Below are 25,282 nucleotides of genomic sequence, written 5' to 3' on the forward strand. Positions count from 1 at the left end.
TTATATTATTTTAAGTTATTAATGTAAAAATATTCACTTTTTTTAGGGTATTCCGTATTTTATTTTGTCAATGTAGTGTAGTCCTGCAAGATTACCCGAATGAAATCAGAATTTTTCATTTCGGTTTGAATACCTGTCAATTCTTTTATTTTTTTTGCTAAAGACTCGCTTAGTTTTTGATTTTCATTTTTTTGTATTTCTTTATATACTTCTTTGATAACGGAGAAATCTTTGTCAGAGAGTAGGGCTGCCTGGGGAAAGGTGATTTCATGGTTTTCAGGGATTTCATCCGTAGTGAGCCTGAAATATGAACTTTGTTTGTTGTTCTGGATTACGGTTGTCCCTGCGGCCAAATCGCCTAACCGTTGCATTTTTTTGCTCAGGATAATGCAAATGATGGCTAAAATACCACCGGTGGCCGTAATGTCTACCAGGCGAAATACCCAGCGCAGAAGGCAATCCCAAAAAGATAATTTTTGTCCGTCTGTCCGTACTACTCTCAGGTTCAGGGTGAGTTTGCCGATGCTTCGGCCATTCAGGAAATATTCGAAGAATAAATGATAACAACTTAATATGATAAGAAGAATGCCCACGTAAATGTATTTCGAACTTGGGGATAATATCGTGTTGAACATAGAGCAGAGAATAAAAATTCCTGTCAAAAGACACAAATCTATAACAGTAGCTATTATGCGAGGAAGCAAGCCGGCAGGTTTATAGGTGATATTGACGTTTTGGGCTGTTTCTATGGAAATTGTCATCGGAAATAATTTTTGGTCTTTTATTTGCAAACTTATGTTTTTTTATATCAAAAAGTATATCTTTATAGAGCAAAAATTTTTATGAAATGAAAGAAGCGCGTTTCGTGGCCCGGAACAAGGATAAGTGGAGGAGAATGGAAAAACGTCAATCGCTGGATGCGGAAATAGTGGCGGAAAATTTTATGGAGTTATCGGATGATTTGGCTTATGCAAGGACTTTTTATCCCGGTTCGGAAACAGAACTTTATTTGAATCAACTGATCGGAGAATATCAGGTTGATATAAATGCGCGGCCGGCGCAAAAGAGACCGTGGTTTGTTTTTTGGAGGGTAGACTATCCTTTGTTGCTGGCAAAGGAATACAGGACTTTGATTTTCGCTTTTGTTTTTTTTACTTTATCTGCTTTTATTGGTGCTTTTTCTGCTGCCCATGACGATTCTTTCGTGCGCTTGATCCTGGGGGATTCTTATGTAAACATGACCTTGGAAAACATAGAAGAGGGTAAACCGATGGGTGTCTATGGGAGTCTGGGGGAATGGGAGATGTTTTTGTTTATTACTTTTAATAATATCAAGGTTGCTTTTATTGCTTTCGCGTTTGGGATATTCTTTTCTGCCGGGACTTTGTGGGTTCTTTTTTCCAATGGAATTATGCTGGGTGCTTTCCAGTATTTCTTTTATGAACGCGGCCTTTTGTTGCATTCTGCTTTATCGGTATGGGCTCATGGAACTTTCGAAATCATTTCGATTATTATAGCCGGGGCGGCGGGGTTGGTAATGGGAAACAGTTTTTTGTTTCCGGGGACTTATCCACGGTTGTATTCTTTTCGCCGGGGTGCTTTGAGGGGTATAAAAATAGTGGCCGGATTGATTCCGTTTTTTATTCTTGCCGGTATGATTGAGAGTTTTATTACCCGCTATGCCGATGAATACCCGTGGGTTGGCGGAGGTTGTATTTTGTTGTCTTTGGTAGGAGTTGTTGCTTATTTTGCAATATATCCTTGGAAAATAGAGTTTAATTTAGGAAAAAGTAGGAATACGAATGGAAAAAATTGATTTGCATCAAGTCCGTGGGTTCAGTGATTCTATCACAGTAACTTTTAATTTTGTTAAACAGGAATTTAAGCCTTTATTGAAATCATTGGCAGTTATTGTACTGCCGTTGATATTTGTAGATTTATTTCTGAAGAGTTTTATGATGCGGGGGATGCTATCGTTGATGGTTTCTGGTCCTTTGAACCAGCCTTTTGCAGAAAAAGTAGGGCTGTTTGTGATTACCTATCTTATGGCTCTGTTTGTGATCTATTGGGTTGCTTTGTTTGTTATGTCTTACGTCCAGGTGTATACAGACCGTTTCAGTATGTTGGAGCAGAAGCAAATTACTCCTGGAGAGGTGTGGCGGGTGATGTCGGGGAATGTAGGTAAAGTGTTAGGTGTCAGTTTGCTGTATTTCTTTATTGTGATGATGGGATGTGTCTTTTTTTTTATTCCCGGCATCTATTTTGCCGTTGCTTTCGTCTTTGCTCCCTTGTTTGTCGTGTTCAGGGGGAAATCCGTTTCAGCCAGTTTGGGTGCTTCCATGAATTTGGTCCGGGGAAGATGGTGGAGCTTGCTTGGGTATTTATTGGTTTTGCAGATGATATTGGGTGCTCTTTCCTATGTCTTTAACATACCTTATATGGTTGTTTTTTTCAAAAGTGCTTTTTCACGGGCTACTCCCGGTGTTTATGAAATGACATTCAGTCTGATGTTACAGGGTTTCGGACAATATGTTTTACAGGTGGTTGCTTTGGTTGGCATTGCTGTTCGTTTTTTCGGTTTTCTGGAGCAGGATGAGCATACGGGTTTGTTGAATAAAATAGAGCAAATGGGGGAGGATATCCACCAGACAGAATAAAGTGAAAGGAGTTTTCAGATATATAGGGTGGATTTTGATTGGTTTGCTTTTTCTGAGCGGAAAAGCGAACGGACAGACGCTGCCTGAGTCTGAACAGGAAGAATATCGGCTGAGAATCCCGGATGGGGATTTTCTGGAAAAATTCAGACAGGATGAGGTATTCAATTACCGCCGGGTGGTTGAAAAACGACCTGTCTGGATAGAAGATTTATTGAATTGGCTTGATAAACATATATTCCGGAGCCATTATCGCGGTAAATGGGATAATCTGGATATGCTCCTGAAAATATCGGCTGTTGTGCTGGTTATCTTTTTGGTTTATAAATTGATTCATAGTAGAGCCTTGTTTATTCGTATGCGTAAGGATAAACCGTTGGAAGGAGTAGAAGTGCTTGTGGGGGAAAATTTAAACCGGGATTCTTATGCCCAATTGGTTCGGAATGCTGAACAGAAGAAGGATTTTGTTCTGGCCGTTCGGATTCATTACTGGTATATTCTTTATCTGTTGGACTGTCAGGCTTTGATTCATTGGGAATTGCATAAGACCAACCGTTCCTATTGTTATGAATTGAAAGATGAATTATTAAAAGAGGATTTTGGACAGCTTACCTGGATTTTTGATTGTGTGTGTTATGGGGAATTTGAGGTAAATCCGGATTTATATGCGGAGTTGGCCGGAAAATTTAACCGTTTCAGGGAAAAATTGGGGAAATGAAATTAAAAGATTGGTTTTTAATCGGTTTGTTAGTGGGCTTGTCGCTCTTGTATACCTGGTATGAGTCCAATCGGCCTCAGTCAGTGAACTGGAGTGAAACCTATTCTCCGCAAGATAAGATACCGTATGGGACTTACGTGACATACCGGAGTTTGCCGGAGTTGTTTCCCCAATCCCGCGTCCGGATTTCCCGGATGTCTTTACCTGAGTTGAATGAACAATACGGAGAGGAGGTTCCGGGGGTGTATATTCGGATTGGTACGGGTTTCCGTTTGGATGCGTTGGAGATGGATTGTTTGTTGGATTGGGTGGGGAAGGGAACTGAGGCCTTTTTGGCTGCTGAATGGATGCGTGATACGCTTCTGGATTGTTTTTCTTTAAATATTGAAGGAAGCCGGGAGGATTCGACAAGCCGTTTTTTATTTGGTGGGTTTGAGGGAAAAATATATTCTTTCTCCCATACAAGGGGAAATCATTTTGTTTTGCCGGACGATTTTAAAGGAACAGTTTTAGGTGACAGAGGGGACGGGAAACCGGATTTTATTAAAATTCCTTACGGTCAGGGGCATTTATTTCTGAATTTAAATCCCCAGGCTTTTACTAATTTTAAGGTTCTGGATTCCCTGAATGAAGATTACTTCTATAAAGCTTTGTCATGGTTGCCCGACCGCTCCAAGGTTTTGCTCTGGGACGCTTACCATACGTTGGGACGGGAAGGGGCGCATACTCCTTTACGGGTGATTTTGAGTTATCCGGCCCTGCGCCTGTCTTTGTATCTTGTTTTGTTTATTGCTTTCCTGCATGTTTTGTTCCGCATGAAAAGGCGGCAGAGACCTATACCGGTGGTCCGTGCTCCGGAAAATAAAATGCTCGGATTTATTACCATGATCAGTTTGCTTTATTACAGACAAAAGGACCATTCTCATCTGGCCATGAAACGAATTGATTTTTTTCTGGAGGAAGTTCGGGCAAAATACTATTTACCGACGGATGTACTGGATGCCCGCTTTGTGCAATTGTTGTCGGAACGGACGGGGATTGATAAAGAGAAAGTAGAAGGTGTTATACGGTTGATCCGTGAAATAAAACAGGCACCTCAGGTCAGTGAGGAGATGTTAAAGTCTTTGATGAAAGGAACAGAGATTTTTTTGAAACAGATGAATAATAGTTATTAAGTATAAGTCATATGGAAGGGAATTTTGAAATACGGATAGATTTTACGGTATTGAATGAGAAAATACGGCTTTTGCGGGAGCAAATGACCAAAGTGATTATCGGACAGGAGAAAGTGCTGGATTTACTCCTGACTGCTTTATTGGCGGATGGGCATGTTTTGATTGAAGGAGTTCCCGGTGTTGCCAAAACTTTGATGGCCAGGGTATTGTCCCGTTTAATTGATGCCGGGTTCGGGCGTATTCAGTTTACTCCTGATTTGATGCCGAGCGATATTCTGGGGACTTCGGTGTTTTTGCCGGCTTCCGGGAAATTTGAATTTCGGAAAGGTCCGGTCTTTACTAATATTCTGTTGGTGGACGAGATTAACCGCTCGCCGGCTAAAACCCAGGCCGCTCTTTTTGAGGTGATGGAAGAAAGACAGATTACCAATGATGGGGTGATGTATCCGATGAGTTTTCCGTTTGTTGTTGTGGCGACCCAGAATCCTGTGGAACATGAGGGTACTTATCGCCTGCCGGAGGCTCAGTTGGACCGTTTTATGTTTAAAGTACTGGTGGATTATCCGGGGCGGGAAGAAGAGATTGAAGTATTGAAATTGCACGATAGCGGAAGTGTGGAGGAACAAAGAAAATTGGAAGCTGTGTTGTCGGTAGAGGAGTTGAAATACCTGAGGGATAAAGTGAAAGAAGTGAGAGTGGATGAGAAAATGAAAGCTTTTATTGTGGATATAGTTGCTACGACGCGTCATAATGGCTGGCTTTACTTAGGAGCTTCCCCGCGGGCTTCGATTGCTTTGATGAACAGTGCCAAAGCATATGCCGCTCTGAATGGCCGGGATTTTGTTGTTCCTGAAGATGTATTGTATCTGGCCGTACCGGTTTTGAGACACAGGGTGCAATTGTCGGCCGAAAAGGAATTGGAAGGTATCGTAGTTGATCAGGCTCTCCAACAGTTGATTGCTAAAGTGGAAATACCCAGATAATGCGTGAACTCTATTTACACCGGCGTTTTTTTATGGTTTTATGGGGAGCTGTTTTTGTTTCCCTTTTTGCTTTTGTTTTCCCTTCTCTGCTGTTTGGGGTCGGGTGGCTGCTGGGTATTTTCGGAGTTGTTGTCCTGGTGGATTTTATTCTTTTGTATAGTTTCGGACGTCCTGTTCAGGCCAAAAGGTTGGTTGGGGATAAATTGGCCAATGGAGAAGAAAATGAGGTGGGAATATGGGTTAGAAATCATTATCCGTTCCGGATAGCCGTTACAGTGATTGATGAGTGTCCGGTGGAATTTCAGCAAAGAAATATCTGCATGGATTTTTCTTTGGCTCCGGAAGAAGAAACCCAACAGAAGTATATTTTAAAACCGGTAAAACGGGGAGAGTATTCTTTTGGCCGGGTACGGATTTTTGTCTCGACACGTTTGGCTTTGATTCAGCGGCGTTATTCTTTTGAGGAAAAGAAAACAGTATCTGTTTATCCTTCTTTTCTGTGTATGCGGAAATATGAATTGTTGGCTTTTGCCGGTTTTCAGACCGGAGGGGGCGTTAAAAGAATGCCTTTGCCAGGTGTTTCTACCTCTTTTGAGCAGATTAAACCTTATGTTCAGGGGGATGACCCGCGTGCCATCAATTGGAAAGCAACGGCCAGAAGCAATCGTCTGATGATAAATACTTATACTGCCGAACGTTCTCAGCAAGTGTATTGTCTGATAGATAAAGGCCGGACGATGCAGGCTCCGTTTCGTGGTATGACGATGTTGGACTATGCCATCAATGCTACTTTGGTTTTATCGGATATTGTTTTAAAGAAAGGAGACCGTGCCGGTTTGCTTACTTTTTCCGATAAGCAGGGAACTTTCATTAAGGCCGGGAATCAACGTTTGCAGCTCAATCGGATAAACGAGGCTTTATATAGCCAACAGACTCGTTTCCTGGAGTCGGATTTTGAACAATTGTGTGCAACGGTTTCGCGTTGGATAACTACCCGGAGTTTATTGGTTCTCTTCACTAATTTTGATACGGTCAGTGGGATGAAAAGACATTTGCCTGGACTGAAGAGATTGGCTGCTAATCATTTGTTGCTGGTTGTTTTGTTTGAGAATACGGAGATTAACCAGGCTCTTCATTTAAAGCCGGAAAGTATGCGGGATATTTATTTTAAGATTTTGGTCGGTGATTTTATCCTGGAAAAGAAAAAGATTGCCGGTGAACTCAAAAAGGCAGGCATTTATACTTTATTGACGGAACCGCAGGACTTGACAGCCAATACGCTCAATCGTTATCTGGAACTGAAAGAGAGAGGGTTGATTTAAATGGTTAACAAAGGTTTTGTCGGACTTTTAGTCCCTGAAATCCATCGGTAGATTCCTTTTTTGCTGTTGAGGCCCGGTCGGTTCGGGGTGTCTTTCCGTTTCACGGGTGTCGAAATAATAAATCTCTTTTTGATCCCATAAGGGGTACATTTTTTCCAAACGGTTGCGGAAATCTGCATAGTCTTTTTTATGGTCGGGAGTCCAGGCAGCTTCTGCCAGGGCACAAATCCTTGGGAATATCATGAAATCCAGACGATGAGTGTTTTGAATACGCTCCGTCCATACATTGGCCTGAATGCCCCGGATTAAATTGAGTTGCTGCTCCGGAATGTCCCATCGGGCCAGTCCGGAATCCGGGAATGCATATACATCTTCTGATGGGCAGAACCCATTCCATGTCCGGCCCCATTTGTGACTCTGATGTTGGATGAAATCAAAATAAAGCGGACGGCGGGGACATAAGATTGTTGCGTAACCCTCGGAAAGGGATTTCTTTAATTGATTGATCCGGTCATGGCGCCACCACATGATTACGGTGTTTTCAATAGGAAGATGGGAATCCAGCAGTTCGTCCCAGCCCAGAACAGTTTTCCCTAAATGATGGACAGAGTCTGACATCCGCCGGATAAAATACTGTTCTGCTTCCCGTACTTTTGTCATGCCTTCCCTTTGCATGAGGGTCTGAATGTCGGGATTGGTTTCCCAGGCTTTTATGCCGAAAGCCACTTCGTCTCCTCCTATATGCAGATAGGGGGCGGGAAAGAGGCTGGCAACCTCTCGTAATACTTCTGTTAAAAAACGGTAGGTCTCCTCTTTGCCTACATTGAAAGTAAAATCGGGATGTTCGGCAGTGCCTCCGCCGGACAGATGGGGATATGCCTTATTGGCGGCAGTGGCATGTCCCGGCATGTCAATCTCCGGAATCACCTCGATGTGCAGTGAGGCCGCATAAGTGATAATTTCCCGGATTTCTTCCTGCGTATAGTATTGGCTTTCCTTCCCGTCGGGATTGCTCCAGTTGCCCTGTCCTCCTACGGTAGTAAGTTCGGGGTGTTTTTTTATTTCTATTCTCCAGCCAGGTTCATCAGTGAGATGCCAGTGAAATTTATTGAGTTTAAAAAAAGCCATTTGTTCTAAGAGCTGTTTTACCTTTTCCTTTCCGAAAAAATGGCGGGATTCGTCCAGCATCAGACCTCTCCAGGCGAAACGCGGAGTGTCTTTTATGTTGCAACATCGGATTTGTTCCTTGTTTGTGCAGTATTGCAAAAGGGTTTGAATGCCGTAAAATACTCCTGTCTTACTACCTCCCGTGATGTGTATGTATGTTTTCCCTATTTCTAAAACATATCCTTCATGCGGTAATTCCGGTTCTATAAGTAGGGTTATCCCTGTTCCGGAACGTTTGGTCGTAGTCAAGGTATAGTCCTTCTGATAATGGTTTTGCAAAGCTTTTTGTAAGTATTGGGCTTCGGCAAGCAAAGGTCCGGAATGGCCGATAAGCGGCGTAGCGAAAGTAAAATATCCTTCTTTCGCTTCAAAGTCGGCCGGCTGGGGAATAACTCCGGAAGATTGGGCCGTTGTTTTTTCCCGTCCGAATATGCACAATCCGAGTGCAAGTAAAAGTATGATTTTCATAAAGTGCCTAAAAACCATGATGCTCTGCGTTATTGTTCAGCGTTTCTGCTTCCCCTGCTTTCCTTTCCTGCCCGAACACCCATTCGATGGAGTCGGAGAGGTCGCCGACGGTGGCTTTTAAGTGATTAATACCTTTTTGAAGCAGTACTCCTTCAAAAATATAATGTACATCAGTATAGCCTTTTTTAGGGGCCGGCAATTCCTGGCCGTTCAGATAGAGGTGCGGGATTCCCCGGTTGCTGTATACTGTCACAACGGTTTCTTGTTTTTCCCGTTGTTTGAGTCTTCGTTGAGTGATATAGAGTACGGGGTCTTCACTCCAGTTGGCTTTATACCAAAAGTAACCGTCTTTTTTTATTTTTCGGTCGAACGTAACCAACCCTTTCATGTTCCGGGCCGGAACTCCTCCTCTTTTCCACATGGGAACCGCAAAGTCGAACGTGTTCCAAACATAGGAAGCGATGATATACGGGTGTTTGGAAATCACTCCCCAGTGGTATTCTAAAGTTTTGGTCTGGAAAGTTTCCGGGTAAAATTCTTTGGTCCAGTTCAGGGACTCTCCCAGATATTCTGTTTGATGGGCGAGATTGGCGTCCGCACCGTATTCCGTAAGCATTAGTTTACATTCGGGATAGTTTTGTTCCAGGCCTTCCACCCAGGGAATCATATCCTGAATTTTTTTCTCATACCAGCCGAAATAACGGTTCATGCCCTGAATGTCTGCCTGGAGGTTTACCGGATGTTCCATGCGTCCGTAGCCGTTCACTGAAGCGGTGTAACGGCCGGGGTCTTCTGTTTTGGCCAGATCGTGTAATTCCCGGGTGAGGTTCACCGTATAATTTTCCGGCGAATAGACTTCATTGTGTAGTCCCCAGACATAAATGGAAGGGTGGTTGAAACTCTGGCGGATGAGTTCTCTCAACTGTTCTTTTGCATTTTCTTTTTCTTGGGTCGTGACTGCATTTACAAACGGAATTTCTGCCCAGATAATCAGACCGAGGCTGTCGCATTTCGAGTAGATGTAGTCGGATTGTTGATAGTGGGCAAATCTGACGGTGGTGGCCCCGATGTCCATGATGGTGGCAAGGTCAAAATCGTGTTGTTCGTTGTGTAAGGCAGAACCTAACTCCCACCAATCCTGGTGACGGCAGACTCCGTACATGGGATATTTTTGTCCGTTCAGAAAAAAACCTTTTCCGGCAATGATTTCATATTTCCGGATTCCCAGAGGTTGCACCTGACGGTCGAGTAAACGGCCGTTTTCGCGGAGAGATACCACTACTTTATACAAATAAGGGTCTTTACGTCCTTGCCAAAGGTGCGGACGGGACAGAGAGAGTTGAGTTTGAGATGTTTGCATGCCTTGGGGAAACAGTGTGTGTGTCTGCACATTGCGTCGCTGGAGCTGTCCTTCCCTGTTATATATGGCGGTTTCAATTTCTATCTGTCGATTGATGCTCCGGTGATTCCGCAGCTTTACTTTTATTCCGATGTCGGCTTTTTGTGCGGACACATGGTGTTGGGTGATGTACACTCCCGGAGAAGCATAATCCTCAACTGCAATGTGGGCATCTTCTGTGATGATTAATGAAACGGGACGGTATATGCCGCCATATATCCCAAAAAGACTATGATTTACCGGAATAACATCCGGGCGGGCAGCATTATTGGCCTTGACTAAAATCTCATTCTCCTGTCCGGATTTGAGCATAGGGGTCAGGTCGAAGGTAAAGGCGGAATAACCGCCTTTGTGGTTTCCTGCATAAATGTTGTTCACATAAAGGTCGGTAACTTGTCCGACACCTTCGAACCGGATGTATATTCTTTTATTTTTTAGAGAATCCGGTACGGTAAATGTTTTTCGGTAAAATCCGTCACCGGCATAGAATTTATTGTAGTTGACCTGCATATCTTTGGCGTTCCAGGTGTGGGGAAGCTCGACCGTTTCCCAGCCATTAGTCCAGAAATTCTGACTTTTCACCGGGTCAGTGGGTATGGCTCCCTTTTTGAACGACCAGTTTTTATTGAAGGGGATAATTTCCCGGGCTGTTGCTCCGGTTTGCAGAAGAAAAACAAGGATTAACGAGGTAACGAGAACTTTCATGACAACGGGGATGAAATGGATTAAGTTAACGGGACAATTGATAGATTTCGCAGCCGGCCAGCAGGAACGCTCCGACTCCATAAGCTTCGGTCATTTCTTTGGTTACTTTTTTAGGGGATTCGCCTACTGGTTGTACAAAGCCTAATTTACCATCCGGCCATACTGCTTCTACCATGGCTTTCCATCCTTTTTCCACAACCGGACGGTACTCAGCCTCTGGTAGATAACCTCTGTTGATACCATAAGCCAGGGCATATACAAAGAATCCCGTACCACTGGTTTCCGGAGCCGGATAAGAACCGGGGTCCAGCAGGCTGGCATGCCAGTAACCGTCTGCCTGCTGACAACGGACAATGCGTTTGCAAAGACTGATAAATAATTCTTCGTAAAACTTTCTGTGTTTGTCTTTGGCTGGAAGTTCATCCAGAATCTGGCAAAGACCGCCTAATACCCAGCCATTTCCCCGGGACCAGAACATTTTGGCTCCGTTAGGCTCTTGTTGGTGGAAGTAATTGGCATCGCGGTAGAAAAGACTATCCGCTTTCGAATAAAGAAACTCATAAGTATCCTTATAATTCCGGTTCATGAACCGGATGTATTTCTTGTCACCGGTCATTGCGTAGAGACGGGCATATACCGGAGGAGCCATAAATAAAGCGTCACACCAGCTCCAACGCTCCAGGGTGCTGCCATCCCGGTGATTCAGGTTCATACTTCCTTTGGAAGGATGGCTGATTACCCAATCGGTCCGTGCAATGGTCGGGTTCAGCATGTTTTTGTTCTTTTGTGCAGAATGACGGTAAAGGTCTATGTATAACTGAGATACGCAAATGTCATCGGCGTGATACATCCGCTTTTCGGGTTGCCAGCCGGTTTGATTCCCTATTTTGTATAAAAATTGCAGGTATTTGGGGTTTTTATCCAGGGTGTCGGCCATTCGTCCCCATTCAAACATACCCAAATACATGGCTGCATTAATCCAGTTGTTGCGGGAATAAGGGACTTCTTTGAAATGTTCAATCTGCCAGTCGGCCACGGATTGCATCACTTTTTTTACTTCTGCTTTTTTCCATTCGCTCTTGAAGCCTTCTGCCTCCAGAAAAGACCAACATCCGTTCAGAAGACTCAAACACAGAAATGCCCATATTTTTTTCATACGCACTGGTTAAGATTTTAGATTTACAATATTAGAAATAATAATCCGGAAATTCTCCTTTTAGGTCATAGAGAAATTTTTATATACATCTTTACACTTAAGCTACGATTATTTTCCGCTACGCTGCCTCCGCAATGTTTTGAAAACTTCCGGTCTTTCCTTGCTTCTGCACAAGGTTGAAATGTTGCACTAACGCAAGGAGAATAGATTTTTTTTATATTTGTCTCTGCGGATGATATTATTTATAGGATTGTATTATGAAAAAGTATTTTATTTTAATTCTTGTTGGTTGGATGGTGATTAATCTCAAAGTTTGGGGGCAGGAAGATATTCCTTTGAAATATGGTGCTCAACGCGTCGGAAAACGCACGGACCCGGCTATGCAGCAATGGCGCGATAACCGTTTCGGACAATTCATTCATTTTGGTTTGTATTCGATACTCGGAGGATATTATAACGGAAAATGTTATGACGGTGCTGCGGAATGGATTCAATCTTTTGCCCGTATTCCCGGTTCCGAATATGAAAAATTAGCACAGCAAATGGCTCTGCCGGAATATGATGCCCGGGAATGGGCCCGCATAGCTAAAAATATGGGGGTAAAATATGCCGTTATTACGACCAAGCATCATGAAGGATTTTGTCTGTGGCCGAGCAAATATACTGACTATACGATTGCCAATACTCCTTATGGCCGGGATTTCTTGAAAGAATATGTGGAAGCTTATCAGGCTGAAGGAATAGATGTTTATTTTTATTTTTCCATTATCGACTGGCATCACAAGGATTGGAGAAGTACGGTTAAAAATGAATCGGATAGTCTGGCCTTTGAACGTTTTAAAGAATTTACTTTGGCACAGGTGGAGGAACTGATGACTGATTATCCGGCAGTGAAGGGCTTTTGGTATGACGGGACCTGGGACCCTTCAATGGTGAAAAGCGGTTCTTTTACTTATGATATAGAAAAAAAGATGCGTGAGCTTAACCCGGATATTATCTGCGGTAGTCGTTTGAGGGTAGATGAACGGGGAGCCCGGCATTTTGATTCCAACAAACGTCTGATGGGAGATTATGAACAGGGCTGGGAGAGAAGTTTGCCGGAGAAGCCGTTGGCAAACGATTGGGAGGCAGTGATGACTATTCCGGAGAATCAGTGGGGGTACCATGCCGACTGGAAAGGGCATGTCAAAAATGCGGATGAAATTATTGAAATGATAGCCAGGGCAACTTCATTGGATGGAAATTTTGTACTGAACTTCGGTCCGAAAGGAGATGGTAGTATCCGTAAAGAAGAACAAAAACTGGCGGAAGAAATCGGTAAATGGATGAAAGTGAACGGCGAAGCGATTTACGGCTGCGGTATGGCAAGTTTCAAAGAACAAAAATGGGGTTATTTCACAGCAAATAAAAAAGAAAATACCCTTTACATGATTGTTACCCATCATCCTGCTTCCGGATTGTTGAAAGTGAATGTGCCGCAGGGAACCGTCATAGACCGGTGTATGCCATTGAATGCAACACGGCCTTTAAAACTTCAGAAGAGTACGAAAAATGAATATGTGATTGAGGCCCCGCGGATTGAAAAAGACGGGATTTATGTATTGAAACTGACTTTGAAAAAAGGAGATTCGGTGGGAAATTATGTCGCTCCGAAAATGTAGGAGTTTTACATTTTCTGGTCCAGGTTCTTTCCTTTTTCGATGTGCTCGAAGTTCGGAATGAATTTCTTCATAACTCGTACAATATCCGCTTTTTCTGTTTGCGGATGATGTAAGGTGGTTTCCAGTTGTTCGAAGAAATCGTTTATTTCCGGCATAGGGAGTGCTTTTACTTCTTCTATGACTCCCAATGCCCTGAACCGTTCCATACATATTTTTTCTCCCGGTATATAGAATTCTTCAAAGTTTTTCTCTCCGCTGGTGTCCGACGTGAAATAATAAACAGGATAAACCCGGCTTTCTTCCGGCATATCTTTAGCAAATTTTCGGGCTTCTTCTTCCGAAGTGCAATATTTTGCCGTATACCCTAAACTTTGCAGGAAATTATCCGCTATGGAAGAAAAAGTCATCATTTGTTCCTCTCCCAGTTTAGGGAAGAAAATCTCCCGGTTTTGTCCCAATATACAGGCTAACATACAAATCTGGCCGCTTTCTTCCGGTGATACAAAGTAACGTTTTACATCATTCGGAGAACTCAGAGGTTGGTGTTTCATTAAACGTTCAATAAATCCGGCCAGCAGACTTCCGTTTGAAAAGGCGACATTGGCAAAACGGGCGGTTGTTACCTTAAACCGGGAAGAATAAGCCATGATCATCTCTTCCATGATTTTCTTGCTGGCTCCCATGATGTTTACGGGATTCGCAGCTTTGTCCGTAGATACACAAAAAAAGTGGCGCGGTGGAAATTCAGAAAGTAAATCCAGCAGTTTCCGGGCTTTCAGAACGTTATTTTCAAGTAGTGCCCGGACCGAATATTTATCTTTCTCACTCCTCACGTGTTTGTGAGCGGAGAAATTTGCTACAATGTCAAAACCTTTTTCCGACCGGAAAATGTGTTCAAAAATCGGGTCGGCAAAATTGAGAGGATAGGTGCGGTATTCCTCCGGGACATACATTCCGTAAGTGGAACGTAAATCGCGGGTTAATTCCGTCAGTCCGTTTTCATTAATATCCACCACCATCAATTTGGAAGGCCGGAAGGGTAGTATGGCCCTGATGTATGAAGAACCGATTGTGCCGGCTCCACCGATGACCAGTACACTTTTTCCTTCGATTTCTTCTCTTAAGCGGGCCTTGTTTGCTTCGATATCCCGGGCAAACATACTTTCCCGGCGACCGGTAATCGCGTCGGCTATAAATTGATTGACATTCAGCATGCGGTTTGTCTTAATTTAGATGATACATTTATTTCAGGTAATCCGGTCGCTCTGGCAAACCTTTCAGCCACCGGAAAGGCAAATTGCTCTTGGGGTTCACAATGACCCAGATTGTCAGGAACATTAATTTCAGATCCAGTCGCAACGAGGCATGTTTCTGATACCAGATTTCCAATTCTCCTTTGTAAGGTGCAATCTTTTCCGTGTAAAAAGCAATCGGATTTATATCCGGCTGCGAGAGGAAACGTTCTTCATCCCTGAATACGATGGAACCAATACCGGTAATTCCGGGACGAACTTTGTAAATCATTTGTTGTATATGTTCCGGGAAACGTTTAAAATCTACCTCCATCTGAGGCCGGGGCCCCACCATGCTCATCGTTCCATTCAATACATTGAAAATCTGGGGCAGTTCATTGATTTTCGTTTTGCGCAAAAAACGGCCGAACGGCAACACACGCGGGTCATTGCGGGTAGTCAGGCTTCCTGTTCCCATATTCGGGGAATTTTTCAACATCGTAGCAAATTTGAAAATCGAAAATATCCGGTTCTGATAACCTACCCGTTTTTGCAGATACCACACTTTGTGTTCACCTGTGCACCAAAGAATCAACATGCAGGGCACCAGAAACCACCATACGCATCCCAGAATAAGCAAAGCCAGGAATACGTCAGAGACATATTTTAAGAGTTTGTACATAAAAGAAACTATTTTACAGCTTTATAAGCTTCAATGACGGTATCTACTACAGTACGCAATTGTTCTTTTGACAAATGGTTGTAAATAGGCAAAGAAATCTCATTGGCATACAGTCGGTAAGTGTTGGGATAATCTTCAATATTATATCCCCGGGACTTAAACAAGGTTAACATAGCCATTGGAATGTAGTGAACATTCACACCGACTCCTTTTTCGCTGATATATTGAATCATGGCATCCCGGTGGGCTTCGTCAAATCCTTTTATTCTCAACAGAAACAGATGATAAGAACTTTCTGCATACTGATCATGATAAGGGGGAAGGATAGCCCATTCCTGTGAGGAGAATTCTTTTATATAGAATTCGAAGATTTCTTTCCGTTCCGGTAAAAGTTCCTGCCGGTATTTTCTCATTTGAGCCAACCCGACGCTTGCACATAAATCCGGCATGTTTACTTTTAATCCTTGGTCAATAATATCGTAACGCCAGGCTCCCGGTTGGTTCTTTTCAAAGGCGCTCTTATTTTGTCCGTTCAAAGCCAAAGCCCTTAAAAAAGTCAGTTCCTGCTGGTTGTCAAACGGAAACGGCAAATTCAAGACAATGGCTCCTCCTTCTCCTGTCGTGATATTTTTAACCGAATGCAAAGAAAAAACAGTTACGTCCGCTATTGTGCCGGAAGTCTTTCCTTTATAGCAAGCTCCCAAAGAATGGGCGGCGTCTGCCAGAACCAGAATACGTCCCAATTGCTTTTGTTTTTCCGATTCTGCCCGGTACAATGCTTTTACTTCGGGAGCTGCCAGCACTTCACGTATGGTATCATAATCACACGGATAACCGCCAATGTCTACCGGAAGCACTACCTTGGTATGTTCATTGATGGCGGCTTTTATCTTTGCCGGATCGATGGTAAAATCATCTTTCACATCCACCATCACCACTTTAGCCCCCATATTCATGGCGCATAGAGCTGTGGCACTGTAAGTATATGCCGGAATGATGACCTCATCTCCTGGGCCTACTCCCAACCAACGCAACATCAGCATAGCCCCGGAAGTCCAGGAATTCACACATAAGACAGCTTCACCACCCGTGAACTGCCGGATTTCTTCTTCTAAAGCCCTTGCTTTAGGTCCTGTCGTTAACCAACCGGTATGGGTGAGGGTGTCTTGCATCTCCGCAATAACCTCCTCATCAATGACAGGCAAGGAAAAAGGGATTTTCATAAATAAAAGATGGATAAATGAAAATATAAATATTCTTAGAATCAGTATATTAAAGAGAAGTGCGCATTATCTCAAAAACCGATAAATCAAATTAAGCAGTTTTTCTGGCATTAACTTGGCTAAAGCATACAGGCAGGCATATAGATTTGCCTGTATGTCAAAGTTTAAGGCTTTATTCACTTTTTTTCTTAGGGTAAATATGGATTTAGCATGCTTCCAGCCTCTTCTCCGCTGGAAAAAATTCTCGTCCAATCTGAATTTAAAAAGGTAGTCCGGCAAATTGGCAAACCGGCACCCGGCACGAAATCCCTTAGCCCACATCATGGTATCTTCACCAAAATAAGTATCTTCCGGATAAAGCCCGGCTTTTTCAAAATAAGAGCGTCTAAACATAACTGTCGGATGAATCATACAATCCCGTTTCTTGAAAAAATTCAGGCATTCGTCATGATTCACAGGCATTTGTTTTCTGAAATACTCATTCTCGCCGGCATCGATTTCTATTGCCCACGTGCCCAAACAATCAATCTCAGGATGCTGTTCCATATATGTAATCTGCTTTTCAAAGCGCTCAGGCATTGAAATATCATCGGCATCCATGCGGGCGATATACGAATATCCTTTATCTAAAACTACATTCAGTAATTCATTTAAAGAAAAAGCCAGTCCTTTATTTACTTCTCTTCTTAACACATAGACATTCCTTTTTTGAATACCGTTAATGTAAGACTCCACCTCTTTCTGAACCGGTCCGTCAAATTGTATGTATAAATCAAATTCCGGGAAAGTCTGATAGAAAAGACTTTTTACAGCCTCCTTTACATGGATAACCGTGTCATTTTTATATAATGACATAATAACTGCCAACTGCATACTATTTATTCACTAAAAAACGATAAACGGCAAGTGGCCATCTCAATAAATTAAAATGGATACATAACACGCTTATCATGAGTTTTCTATTTAATGCAATCGGAGACCTCATCAAAAATGAATATTTACTCCGAAGTATTTTCGTATGTTCGGCAATAATCCGTTTCCGGTCTAAACAGGTGTCTGCTATTCCGTAATAAGCGATTTTCGCTAAAATGGAAAAACTTGCCCGTTTTCGTATAACCTCTGCTAAATAAACATTTTCCACTATCCCGGAATCAAGAGCAAAAACATATAGCTGTTCATAAGCTTCCAATAAATCTGCATAATTTTGTTTCAAACCTCCTACCGAAACACTTTGCTCGCCTTGAAAATAAAAATAACCTGCCTTATTGCTTTTCACCATCCGGGAAGCACGTTGTAATATTTCATATTGAATGGCTATGTCCTCCCCGATTTTTCCTTCCGGCAGCCGCAACCCTGTGAATAGACTTTTTTTAAACAAATTACAGCATAACGAATAACTTCCAACAGAAGAACAAGCCCCTTGGAAAAGGAAATCATGAATGATCTCATTTCCGTCAAAACATTGATAAGTCACTTCTTTTTGCTTCACGTACATCGGTTTGTCAGCCAAGACACATCGGATTGCAGCGACGTCACTTTTCGTATCTTCCAATAACTCCACAAGATATTTGTACATATCTTCTGCAATCCAGTCATCACTATCGACAAAACCGATATACTCTCCCGAAGCGATTTCCAAACCGCAATTACGTGCCGAAGCAGCTCCCCCGTTTTTTTTATGGATGACCCGTATGCGGCTGTCTTTTGATTGATAGACATCACAGATACGGCCTGAATTGTCGGAAGAGCCGTCATTGATTAAAATAATTTCCAAGTTGGAATAATCCTGGGCAAGAACGGAATCTATACAACGCTCTAAGTATTTTTCCGCATTATAAACCGGTATGATGACACTGATTGTCTCCATCAATTCTCAAAAGAGGATTTCTCTGGCAGAATAACCCCGAAAGCGTCGTTTATTTTTCTCTTGGCCCCCTCAAAATCGGATAATTCCCCGTCGTTCAGACAGATAATTGCTTTATGTTGTTTCCGGATAAACTGACTGATGGCTTCTACATTTGAATCTTCCAACAAAAAATACCGGGAATCCTTCAACACATTAACAGGAAAGAAAGTTCCTGAAACCAACTGCCAATAACGGAACAAATATTGATTCACATTATGAATTTCGCGAAACCGGGAACAACATGTCTTTTCCAAAATGCTTCCTTCCTTTTCCCAAATCTCCTGAAATAGCGATTTCTTGTAAGCGTTCGGGAAATGGGGATTCTGCAGTCCTGTGAATCGGTTCCAGGGAAGAAGGGCCAACGTCCTTAAATTATTCAGTCTGTTATGAAAATTAAACCACTTGTACCAATGCTTTCTGATGACAGTATGCAAACAGAAGTGTTTATTGATAATTTCCAAATCATTCAGAACAATATGTCCTAACTGGTCCGTCTCCACCGGATTCAGCACTGCCATGTCACAAGGTAAGCCTTTCTTAAAAAAACGTTCCGGGACGACCTTGTCAAGAAGAAACAAATCGTCATTAAAAAAAACGAAATCTTCTGCCAAACCTTTAATCCGGTGAAGATTAAGTTCTATTGTATTTACATTAAACGTGGGAAGCCAGGAAGAAGGAATAAAATCCGAATGCCTGACAAAATTCAGCTTCGGACAATTCAAATTCAGCCAATCCGGATAATGCCCGCAAGTAACCAAATGTACCCGTTCCACCCATGGAGCAAATTTCTCAATCCCTCGGAACCAATATTTCAAGTTCTCCCAATCCCTGTAACGGACATCCCGTTTATCACCGTTATTTATGGCTGCATACCGCTTAAATTCAGCCTGCCATTCAGTATCATTGCTATCTACCCACAATTGAACAAAGTCCATAAACTCACGATTGATGAATCAGTAACTTAACATTATTTTTTCGTTGTAACGAGAGAATGAAGCACCAACAATAAACATATAATCCTCCCAATAAATCACCTAAAAAAAACATGGCAAAGAGAAATGAAAAAACATATTCATAATTGTCATCCTGATACTTCTCTTTTACAATCGAAAAAATAAAAAAGACATATATTAAAGTATAAATAGTGCCTTTTATGGCTATACAATCTAAAAAGGAATTATGTACCCGTCCTGATATTTCTGCTTTTCCCGTACCTCCTTTACTTGCAGGCCAATACTTATCCCCAGCACCAAGCAGCAAAGCTTCTCTTCCGGAAATTGAATATAATACCCCTTCCACTGCATAAGTGAATCGTAATCTGTTCGAACCATCATTTAATGAAACACCTCCGCGCCCGGAAACAGGCTCAAATAAACTTATTATCGCAAAACCTATAAGGGAGAGGGTTATATTAGTAATTATAAAAAAAGGAAATAATCTGATTTTTAATAATAATTTTTTAATGAACGTATTCTGTTTTAATCTGCGGATTATATAAAAAACCAGTATTGCTAAAATAAAATTCCGGCTAAAGGTCAAAATACCTAAAATCAAAAACAATATTGAAAATGTTTTTTCACCCATTTTCTGAGCCATCAGGAAAGCAAACAAAACGTAGATAGCAGAATAGTTCGGATCATAAGAATTGTATACCAAACGTCCGTCCTCACGTACCCCATATAACAAACTAAATAATAAAAAAAATGCAAATACTCCTGCAAAAAATAATTTCCTGTTTCTTAAATCAGATACGTTTACTCTCTCAATAAACAAAAAAGGAAGTAGTATTAAAATTTTGAAAAAGTCATTTACATCAAAAAAACTACGGTATAATTGGAGGGCAACAATAGCACCCAATACCATTAGTAAGGTATAAAATACCCTTTTCCTCAAATAAATACCGTTATGAATAAGAAATAGAATTAAAAACAGAAAAGAAATCCCATAAACCAAAAAACGGATATAGGATTGCTCTAAAAATACAATAGTGAATGAATCTTCTCCCGGCGATAAAGATATAAATATTAAAAAAACGGAAAAGAATAAAGCTTTGGTTAAAAGCTTATATGCACTATTCCCCATTAAAGAACCGGATTCTTGCCACATAAAAATCTTTTCAGAATGGCCAGATTAATACCTACCCCCCACTTAAAAAAATCCCCGGACTGAACAAAATACAAAAACTCTTTCAGCGTATATTGACTCAGTGACATATAGAGAACTTCCAAAAGTTCTTTTGATAAATACCGTTTAGCCGCTTTCAGCGTATTTACTGTAATTTTATCCTCTCTGACAGAACGGGTTATAAATTCATCCCGACAAAATTTCTCTATATATTCCCTACGGCACTTTCTTGCCCCCTCAGCTTGCTTGAAATTATTCTTTTGCGTAATCTGTGTGTCCGAAATCCGGTATCTTAACAATACCTCCTGAATATTGTAAAAATCCCCGTAACTGCTTAAATCTACCCAGAGTTTATAATCCTCCGCATGCAAATAATCCTTATCATAACAAATATGATGCTCAGTCAAAACCTGACGTCTGATCATCACAGAAGGATGTGCAAAACAGGGATATTTAAGCAGCCAGGATTTCAACTCCCCTGACTTTTCTTTTGCCGTAAATATATATTTTGAAGCCTTCGAAAGTCCGAATCCCTTTATTTGAGTTCCGCAAACAATAATTTCAGGATGTTCCTCCAAAATTCGTACTTGCTTTTCAAAACGGGCAGGTAAAGAAATGTCATCAGCATCCATTCTTGCAATATACTTGCCTTGTGATAATTCCAAACCACGGTTCAAGGTATATATTAACCCCTGATTACCCGGATTGGCAAAATAACGAATTCGGGAATCATCATACTGTGCTATGACTTTTTCGGTTGCATCTGTCGATCCGTCATTTATGACAATCAATTCAAAATCACGAAAAGACTGATTCAAAATACTGTCAATACTCTCCGCAATGGTATCTTGTGCATTATAGGCAGGAAGAATAACACTTACAAGCATAATCTACTCTACAAAATGAACATTCTTCATTTCTTCCAGCCATGTATGATAAAATCCGCTATTTTTACCATAAGAATTATCCAGAAAGAAACATTCCTTTCCTAACAAAATAGCCAAAATGGCAACATGCAAACGAGTCGTATACACCCTTTTATAAGAACTGACAAATCCAACGCCTACCTTTAACATTTTTTTCCGATAAACCCTGTCGGCATAAAAATCAATCCACTTTCCCCAACAAGAGCCCGATAGCCCCATACGTGCCAAAACATTTTTAACCTTCTCCGATAAACGCATAATCAGGTTAAAAACAAATCTGCGTTCATACGTAGGCCAATCCGAAGTAACCATAACAGGAAAGGGTAAATCACCCGGCGAAATTTCTTTGAATTCCTTATCCTTACGCTTTAAAAACAAAATCTTATTTTGTTCTCTTTTTTTATATTTTGCCAGCTTGTCTATGGAAATACAAAAAGCCATATCCGGTAGCAATAATATCTCATTCTGAAAACGGCTCTGAAGCAAATCGAACGATTGCTGGTCCCTGGCACAAATGGTCAATTGCTTATGCTCTGCCATTCTCCGGGCTTCTTCTTGAAAAACAGCTTCATCCTCATAAAAAACCGTTTGAGGGAAAATAATGATTCTGTTCTTCGCATACTTTTCGATAATCTGCAAACGAAACTTTTGAGAACGTTTCCAGACATCCCCGAAATTTCCGCCTCCCTGCAATAAAATAATGGCGTCCGTCGGAATGACATAATTGGAATCGTAGCTGAAAAGAGAAGCTTTGTACAAACACCTATAGGGTAATTTCTCCAAAAAATGACGTTCTCCTTCCCAAATCAGGATATCCCCGATATTCTCGTAATAAGGTAGTTCCAACAACACATAATCACGGTCTATCAAAGGACGCAATACCTCCTCAATCCGGGATTTCAAAATTTCTATCTTCTCACTTGAATTCATAAAACAACTATTTTTGTCTTATGCGTTTCCGAATGTGCCGGAGAAAACTTACCCCGCCCAAATAATAATACATAAAAGTGGAGAACTGTTTTTCCCAAAATGAATATACCCGATTAGCTTCTACCAGTTTATGACTTATAAATTCATTCATTTCCGGAGTTAACCACTCGTCTCCATTCATACATTTTCTATTCCTTATAACAGAATAAGGAGGGGTATTCAGCTCCGGAATTACACCTAAAGTCATCAATGCGTGGGCATTAAAACAATGGGCTTCACGGCAATGTTTTCCTACAGCAACAAACTTTACGGGCCGGTTCAAATCCTCAAATATATTCTGGGAAATATAGTAATTATAGCAAGGGCGAACATCTCCTGTTCCTAAATTCAGGTAAAAAGACCAATCACCGGCATAACAAAACTCTTTCCTCTTTTCCCCGAAGACAGAAAGTTTAAAATCAAACATCGGGGATTGGAAAGTATTCCATATAGAATGATATTCCTTTCGGGAATAGTTTGTTAAAATGGGGAACCCAGTCTTCGATTCATCCCGCGCTACTGTCACATGACACAAAGCCCCCACTTCTTGCAAACAAACTTCTTTCATCTCATCAATATATGGGATAAGCTCATCAGAAGGTGTAACCTCTAAAGAAAAAGAACAACCGGCATTTTTTACCTTACGGATATTATCAAAAAATTTATCCATCAGTTTTCTTTTTTTCAATTCCAGATAATGAAAAGAAAACTTGAAACACAAATGAGACAACAACTCTTTGGGGAATGTCACGATTTCATCAAATCGTTTTGACACGGTTCCATTCGTTATAACCATGATATAGTGTCCCTCTTCTAAAAGTACCCGGATAATAGCAGGTAATTCCGGAGGAAGCAATGTTTCCCCACCTCCGCACATATTAATATGACAAATCCCGCCCATACGCTCCCGGGATAAAGCCTTGCCGATATGTTCGGCTGTATATTTTAAAACCGGTAATTTTTCAGAAAATTTTCCCGTCTGTGTAATGTAACAATAATGACAACGTAATGTACACGTATTAACGGGAACTGAACAATTAATAAACCGTTTGATTTTCTCCATAACTCCTTTATTCTAAAAAAACGAACTCATAATTGTGCTCTCTCAACCATTTTATACTTTTTTCCAAATTATATTTTACAAACCAATTAGGAGGAAGACACTGTTATGGCACACCCCAATACGATTAACCCGTAACGCTACACCATTTTTTTACCCTCATTTTTCAAACGGCGTTTTAAAAATTTCAACAAATAGTCTCTTTCCTCATGAGTCAATCCCAAAAAGTAAACAAAAAAAGAAACAGCTACTAAACTGACACCTGTTACTATTATCCATTTTCCCCAGCTTTCATTCAAATAGCAATGAAAAAAATAAGGAATAATGCAGCTAATAAATGCAATTCCCGCCGATTTGAAAAAAACGTTGAAGGAGAAACGAAAAAGCGAAAAACGATAAAAGTGGCGTAAAATCAACAAGCGTTGAAAAAGAGTTATCACAGAAACACATATTGAGATAACCCAAACGACTGCTGGTGCATATCCCCAGGAAAGAAACAGATAAGCCAATGGCAAATTCAACAAAATGCTACTTCCCACAATAAACTGATACCATTTATTTTTTCCCGTAGCCTGAATGGCTGTTCCCATTGTATAGGCAAAAGACTCCAACATGGAATTTACCATCACAAGGCGGGTAAATACAACCGCATATTCCGGCACGTTTTTAAGCCACCATTTCAGAATAATTTCTGTCTCTATCAGCAAGGGAACGGCGAAAAACAAAAATAAGTAAAAAGAAAAACGAGCCCCCCGGAATAAAAGTATAACAGTATAAGATAAATCTCCGGCGGCATATGATTTTACAATTTGAGGATTCAAGGCCGTCGAAAAATTTTGTACAAAACTATTGACTGCCGTGTTCACTTGATTGGCAATTCCATAAGCTGCATTCAGTAAGGGCCCGAAAAAAATATTCAGAATAATGTTTAGGCCTTGTGATTTTGTCAGCCAGGCAAGCGTTCCGAAAAGATTCCATCCGGCAAATCCCGTTAAAGTCTTATACAATTTTCTATCCCGTACAAAATGATAACGACAAGTCTTAATTTTCCATTTACAATAAATTCGGTAAGAAAACGCGATCAACGCATTTACTCCAAATACCAGCACAGCATATAATTTCAGTTTATCAAAGGTAACCCATATCAGAATAAAAGCCACCAATAACTTTAATGCCGATTCTATAATGCTGATATAAGCATAAACGTACATCCGTTCGTATGCAATAATGGTTGCATTATAAGGAACCTGGAGTACATTCACCATAAACGAAAAGATAGCGAACTGGTAAATCCAACGGGCGGCCTCCATCCGCTCTGCCGGAATATTCATCTGCGTATTCAGGAACCATACCCCCAATGTCTGCGCCAATAAAAAAACAAGCACTGCAACTCCGGCATGCAGTATCAAAGAGATGCTGAACACTTTTTGTAATTGTTCTGTATCTTTCCGCCCGATTTCAAAAGCTAAGAAGCGTTGTGTAGCCTGAGACATCGCCCCGTTCAAAAATGAAAACATCACTACAATACCTCCCACGACGTTGTAAATTCCGTAATCTTCCACTCCCAATACGTTCAACACGACCCGTGACGTATACAACGTTACCACCATAATCAACAGCATACGAACATAAAGCATGGCTGTGTTTTGGGCTATACGCCGGGTGTTTTCAGAATACATTTTGGGCGCTTGTGAAATAACGGATAAATTTTATTGGAAAATATGGTCTAATTAAATCAGGATTTAATTGGAC

General features: G+C 41.3%; 22 protein-coding genes. 7 read left to right on the forward strand and 15 right to left on the reverse strand.

The window, feature by feature from the left end; genetic code table 11:
- Nucleotides 1-59: 59 nt before the first annotated feature.
- Nucleotides 60-761, reverse strand: a complete 702-nt coding sequence (locus D1136_RS06740; protein ID WP_161876860.1) for an RDD family protein — start codon at nucleotides 759-761, stop codon at nucleotides 60-62.
- A gap of 86 nt (nucleotides 762-847) precedes the next feature.
- On the opposite strand from D1136_RS06740, the gene D1136_RS06745 reads away from it, so the two are divergent.
- Genes D1136_RS06745 through D1136_RS06770 form a run of 6 tightly spaced genes read left to right on the forward strand, consistent with a single transcriptional unit; the run spans nucleotide 848 to nucleotide 6,852 of the window.
- Nucleotides 848-1,816 carry a stage II sporulation protein M gene (locus D1136_RS06745; RefSeq protein WP_161876861.1) on the forward strand — a complete coding sequence of 323 codons (969 nt, stop codon included), beginning with the start codon at nucleotides 848-850 and terminating at the stop codon, nucleotides 1,814-1,816.
- Complete coding sequence (locus tag D1136_RS06750; RefSeq protein WP_161876862.1) at nucleotides 1,803-2,657, forward strand: hypothetical protein; 855 nt, start codon at nucleotides 1,803-1,805, stop codon at nucleotides 2,655-2,657. Before D1136_RS06745 ends, D1136_RS06750 begins: the two co-directional genes overlap by 14 nt.
- Nucleotide 2,658: 1 nt before the next feature.
- On the forward strand, nucleotides 2,659-3,372 hold the full coding sequence (locus tag D1136_RS06755; RefSeq protein WP_161876863.1) for a hypothetical protein: 714 nt from the start codon (nucleotides 2,659-2,661) through the stop codon (nucleotides 3,370-3,372).
- Nucleotides 3,369-4,547, forward strand: a complete 1,179-nt coding sequence (locus D1136_RS06760) for a DUF4350 domain-containing protein (protein ID WP_161876864.1) — start codon at nucleotides 3,369-3,371, stop codon at nucleotides 4,545-4,547. The genes D1136_RS06755 and D1136_RS06760 overlap by 4 nt, the downstream gene beginning before the upstream one ends.
- A gap of 11 nt (nucleotides 4,548-4,558) precedes the next feature.
- A complete protein-coding gene (locus D1136_RS06765; protein ID WP_202623083.1) occupies nucleotides 4,559-5,530 on the forward strand; it encodes a MoxR family ATPase in 972 nt (323 codons plus the stop codon).
- A complete protein-coding gene (locus D1136_RS06770; RefSeq protein WP_161876865.1) occupies nucleotides 5,530-6,852 on the forward strand; it encodes a DUF58 domain-containing protein in 1,323 nt (440 codons plus the stop codon). The genes D1136_RS06765 and D1136_RS06770 overlap by 1 nt, the downstream gene beginning before the upstream one ends.
- Nucleotides 6,853-6,879: 27 nt before the next feature.
- On the opposite strand, the gene D1136_RS06775 is transcribed toward D1136_RS06770, so the two are convergent.
- Genes D1136_RS06775 through D1136_RS06785 form a run of 3 tightly spaced genes read right to left on the reverse strand, consistent with a single transcriptional unit; the run spans nucleotide 6,880 to nucleotide 11,747 of the window.
- Nucleotides 6,880-8,487, reverse strand: a complete 1,608-nt coding sequence (locus D1136_RS06775; RefSeq protein ID WP_161876866.1) for a beta-N-acetylhexosaminidase — start codon at nucleotides 8,485-8,487, stop codon at nucleotides 6,880-6,882.
- 7 nt (nucleotides 8,488-8,494) lie between these two features.
- Nucleotides 8,495-10,591 carry a glycoside hydrolase family 2 protein gene (locus D1136_RS06780; protein ID WP_161876867.1) on the reverse strand — a complete coding sequence of 699 codons (2,097 nt, stop codon included), beginning with the start codon at nucleotides 10,589-10,591 and terminating at the stop codon, nucleotides 8,495-8,497.
- A 25-nt stretch (nucleotides 10,592-10,616) separates the two neighbouring features.
- Nucleotides 10,617-11,747 carry a glycoside hydrolase family 105 protein gene (locus D1136_RS06785; protein ID WP_161876868.1) on the reverse strand — a complete coding sequence of 377 codons (1,131 nt, stop codon included), beginning with the start codon at nucleotides 11,745-11,747 and terminating at the stop codon, nucleotides 10,617-10,619.
- A gap of 254 nt (nucleotides 11,748-12,001) precedes the next feature.
- Here D1136_RS06785 and D1136_RS06790 point away from each other — a divergent pair, with 254 nt between their 5' ends.
- Entirely contained in the window at nucleotides 12,002-13,408 is a 1,407-nt protein-coding gene (locus D1136_RS06790; protein WP_370461321.1) for an alpha-L-fucosidase, read from the forward strand.
- Between the two features lie 5 nt (nucleotides 13,409-13,413).
- Here D1136_RS06790 and D1136_RS06795 read toward each other — a convergent pair whose 3' ends face one another.
- From D1136_RS06795 to D1136_RS06845, 11 genes are all read right to left on the reverse strand, one after another.
- Nucleotides 13,414-14,622, reverse strand: a complete 1,209-nt coding sequence (locus tag D1136_RS06795; RefSeq protein ID WP_161876870.1) for a UDP-N-acetylglucosamine 4,6-dehydratase — start codon at nucleotides 14,620-14,622, stop codon at nucleotides 13,414-13,416.
- Nucleotides 14,623-14,650: 28 nt separating this feature from the next.
- Nucleotides 14,651-15,322: a sugar transferase gene (locus D1136_RS06800; RefSeq protein ID WP_161876871.1), complete on the reverse strand. Its 672-nt coding sequence runs from the start codon at nucleotides 15,320-15,322 to the stop codon at nucleotides 14,651-14,653.
- An 8-nt stretch (nucleotides 15,323-15,330) separates the two neighbouring features.
- On the reverse strand, nucleotides 15,331-16,545 hold the full coding sequence (locus D1136_RS06805; RefSeq protein ID WP_161876872.1) for a DegT/DnrJ/EryC1/StrS aminotransferase family protein: 1,215 nt from the start codon (nucleotides 16,543-16,545) through the stop codon (nucleotides 15,331-15,333).
- A gap of 66 nt (nucleotides 16,546-16,611) precedes the next feature.
- Nucleotides 16,612-17,418 (reverse strand): glycosyltransferase, encoded by an 807-nt coding sequence (locus D1136_RS06810; RefSeq protein WP_202623084.1) that lies wholly within the window; start codon nucleotides 17,416-17,418, stop codon nucleotides 16,612-16,614.
- Between the two features lies 1 nt (nucleotide 17,419).
- Nucleotides 17,420-18,412, reverse strand: coding sequence for a glycosyltransferase (locus D1136_RS06815; RefSeq protein WP_161876873.1), 993 nt, complete (start codon nucleotides 18,410-18,412; stop codon nucleotides 17,420-17,422).
- Nucleotides 18,412-19,386: a glycosyl transferase gene (locus D1136_RS06820; RefSeq protein WP_161876874.1), complete on the reverse strand. Its 975-nt coding sequence runs from the start codon at nucleotides 19,384-19,386 to the stop codon at nucleotides 18,412-18,414. Before D1136_RS06820 ends, D1136_RS06815 begins: the two co-directional genes overlap by 1 nt.
- A gap of 4 nt (nucleotides 19,387-19,390) precedes the next feature.
- Nucleotides 19,391-20,557 (reverse strand): hypothetical protein, encoded by a 1,167-nt coding sequence (locus D1136_RS06825; RefSeq protein ID WP_161876875.1) that lies wholly within the window; start codon nucleotides 20,555-20,557, stop codon nucleotides 19,391-19,393.
- Nucleotides 20,533-21,462 carry a glycosyltransferase family 2 protein gene (locus D1136_RS06830; RefSeq protein WP_202623085.1) on the reverse strand — a complete coding sequence of 310 codons (930 nt, stop codon included), beginning with the start codon at nucleotides 21,460-21,462 and terminating at the stop codon, nucleotides 20,533-20,535. The genes D1136_RS06825 and D1136_RS06830 overlap by 25 nt, the downstream gene beginning before the upstream one ends.
- A 3-nt stretch (nucleotides 21,463-21,465) precedes the next feature.
- Nucleotides 21,466-22,431: a polysaccharide pyruvyl transferase family protein gene (locus D1136_RS06835; protein ID WP_161876876.1), complete on the reverse strand. Its 966-nt coding sequence runs from the start codon at nucleotides 22,429-22,431 to the stop codon at nucleotides 21,466-21,468.
- Between the two features lie 7 nt (nucleotides 22,432-22,438).
- A complete protein-coding gene (locus D1136_RS06840) occupies nucleotides 22,439-23,533 on the reverse strand; it encodes a radical SAM protein (protein ID WP_161876877.1) in 1,095 nt (364 codons plus the stop codon).
- A 137-nt stretch (nucleotides 23,534-23,670) separates the two neighbouring features.
- On the reverse strand, nucleotides 23,671-25,209 hold the full coding sequence (locus D1136_RS06845) for a lipopolysaccharide biosynthesis protein (protein ID WP_161876878.1): 1,539 nt from the start codon (nucleotides 25,207-25,209) through the stop codon (nucleotides 23,671-23,673).
- Nucleotides 25,210-25,282: the final 73 nt, after the last annotated feature.

The sequence above is a fragment of the Odoribacter sp. Z80 genome, assembly GCF_009935865.1.
Lineage (GTDB): Bacteria > Bacteroidota > Bacteroidia > Bacteroidales > Marinifilaceae > Odoribacter.

Bases quoted from the DNA above. Each gene is read 5' to 3' on its own strand.
- D1136_RS06805 (WP_161876872.1), bottom strand. From the start codon at position 16,545: ATGAAAATCCCTTTTTCCTTGCCTGTCATTGATGAGGAGGTTATTGCG.
- D1136_RS06785 (WP_161876868.1), bottom strand. From the start codon at position 11,747: ATGAAAAAAATATGGGCATTTCTGTGTTTGAGTCTTCTGAACGGATGT.
- D1136_RS06750 (WP_161876862.1), top strand. From the start codon at position 1,803: ATGGAAAAAATTGATTTGCATCAAGTCCGTGGGTTCAGTGATTCTATC.
- D1136_RS06845 (WP_161876878.1), bottom strand. From the start codon at position 25,209: ATGTATTCTGAAAACACCCGGCGTATAGCCCAAAACACAGCCATGCTT.
- D1136_RS06820 (WP_161876874.1), bottom strand. From the start codon at position 19,386: ATGGACTTTGTTCAATTGTGGGTAGATAGCAATGATACTGAATGGCAG.
- D1136_RS06810 (WP_202623084.1), bottom strand. From the start codon at position 17,418: ATGCAGTTGGCAGTTATTATGTCATTATATAAAAATGACACGGTTATC.
- D1136_RS06760 (WP_161876864.1), top strand. From the start codon at position 3,369: ATGAAATTAAAAGATTGGTTTTTAATCGGTTTGTTAGTGGGCTTGTCG.
- D1136_RS06835 (WP_161876876.1), bottom strand. From the start codon at position 22,431: ATGAATTCAAGTGAGAAGATAGAAATTTTGAAATCCCGGATTGAGGAG.
- D1136_RS06795 (WP_161876870.1), bottom strand. From the start codon at position 14,622: ATGCTGAATGTCAATCAATTTATAGCCGACGCGATTACCGGTCGCCGG.
- D1136_RS06815 (WP_161876873.1), bottom strand. From the start codon at position 18,412: ATGGAGACAATCAGTGTCATCATACCGGTTTATAATGCGGAAAAATAC.
- D1136_RS06745 (WP_161876861.1), top strand. From the start codon at position 848: ATGAAAGAAGCGCGTTTCGTGGCCCGGAACAAGGATAAGTGGAGGAGA.
- D1136_RS06780 (WP_161876867.1), bottom strand. From the start codon at position 10,591: ATGAAAGTTCTCGTTACCTCGTTAATCCTTGTTTTTCTTCTGCAAACC.
- D1136_RS06775 (WP_161876866.1), bottom strand. From the start codon at position 8,487: ATGAAAATCATACTTTTACTTGCACTCGGATTGTGCATATTCGGACGG.
- D1136_RS06765 (WP_202623083.1), top strand. From the start codon at position 4,559: ATGGAAGGGAATTTTGAAATACGGATAGATTTTACGGTATTGAATGAG.
- D1136_RS06800 (WP_161876871.1), bottom strand. From the start codon at position 15,322: ATGTACAAACTCTTAAAATATGTCTCTGACGTATTCCTGGCTTTGCTT.
- D1136_RS06825 (WP_161876875.1), bottom strand. From the start codon at position 20,557: ATGTGGCAAGAATCCGGTTCTTTAATGGGGAATAGTGCATATAAGCTT.
- D1136_RS06830 (WP_202623085.1), bottom strand. From the start codon at position 21,462: ATGCTTGTAAGTGTTATTCTTCCTGCCTATAATGCACAAGATACCATT.
- D1136_RS06770 (WP_161876865.1), top strand. From the start codon at position 5,530: ATGCGTGAACTCTATTTACACCGGCGTTTTTTTATGGTTTTATGGGGA.
- D1136_RS06740 (WP_161876860.1), bottom strand. From the start codon at position 761: ATGACAATTTCCATAGAAACAGCCCAAAACGTCAATATCACCTATAAA.
- D1136_RS06840 (WP_161876877.1), bottom strand. From the start codon at position 23,533: ATGGAGAAAATCAAACGGTTTATTAATTGTTCAGTTCCCGTTAATACG.